Below are 1,149 nucleotides of genomic sequence, written 5' to 3'. Positions count from 1 at the left end.
GGCAGGTTTGTGGAATAAGAAATGCTAAAATAATGTTAATTAGTTTTGGGAGGAATTCGAACTGAAGAGACCTTTCGGAGTTCACATTGAGGGTTCAATTTATACAAACAACGGTGACGATTTAAAACACGATGAATTTTGGGAAGCATTTATTGATTTTGTTGAAAGCAAAGGTTGGAGTTTCGGTGGAGGTAGTTCCCAAATAGATGAAGAAGGAAAAAAGATAGCTGATATTGATTAGGCTGTTGAAATAGCAATTGCTTTGCTTCAATAAAGAGCAAAGCAAGTTTCTTTTTTGCTAACGGGGGCAGATTAGTCTAACAAGGGAGAAAGATAATTGAGTAATAAAATGTAATATGTAGGCAGTATCATTTCTTGCCAGCCGAAAAGCAAATCATTGTGATATCTTTAGAATCAAATCAGCAGAAGTATAAGGATTTTATTGTATAAAAGGTGTGCTTTATATATTTAAGGAGAAGTGAAACCATGAAAAAACATTGTTGTGTGGATATGGATTATCATGCAAATTTCAAATGTGATATACATACAAATCCCTTTGACTGTCCTGACAAAATAATCATTTTTGATGAAAAAGATAATGACTACGGATTAATAGTTCGCGATGGTGGTTCTTCAAGTATAGGAATTGTTTTCTGTCCGTGGTGTGGTTCTAGATTATAATTTGTTGTTAAGATACCGGAATCTTATGTTCAAGATCAGCTGCCGGAACTAGGCGGCTTTTTTGTTAAACTAAAGGGGCAGGACAGTTCAATAAATAAGTTGAAAACTTATATAAAGTTCTCTTTTGGATGGAGGGGGTATCAATACTGGATAAATTTAAAAGGTTAGTAAAGAAAGATATGAGTGTTTATGCTGGTTTCCCCTTAGTAAAGGAGACTGAAATTGAGGGTTTCACCTATGGTGAAATCACTGACCACTTTGATTATGATGAAGAAGAACCAGGTTGCTCGTCTGGAGATGGTTTTGTTCAAGCACCTGATGGAACTAGGGCTGGTATTATATGGGAGGTTGCGGAAGAACCATATTTATCTACTTGTATTGAACCCGAAAAAGATCGATGGGGTGTATACAATGTCGGGTTCGTTAGACCAATAAAAACAGTAGATGATTTAGTATACAATTTTAAAA

General features: G+C 35.2%; 2 protein-coding genes. Both read left to right on the top strand.

Translation table 11 applies throughout. The annotated features are described in order from the left end of the window. Positions 1–486: 486 nt before the first annotated feature. A complete protein-coding gene (locus tag NR125_RS29215) occupies positions 487–681 on the top strand; it encodes a DUF6980 family protein (RefSeq protein ID WP_256816856.1) in 195 nt (64 codons plus the stop codon). 128 nt (positions 682–809) lie between these two features. Next, positions 810–1,149, top strand: a 340-nt coding sequence (locus NR125_RS29210; RefSeq protein ID WP_256816854.1) for a 3-deoxy-8-phosphooctulonate synthase, incomplete at its 3' end; no start/stop codon positions are given.

The organism is Cytobacillus sp. Bac17 (assembly GCF_024519925.1).
Taxonomy (GTDB): Bacteria; Bacillota; Bacilli; order Bacillales; family Cytobacillaceae; genus Cytobacillus; species Cytobacillus pseudoceanisediminis.
This window is presented reverse-complemented; position numbering and strand designations above follow the sequence as displayed.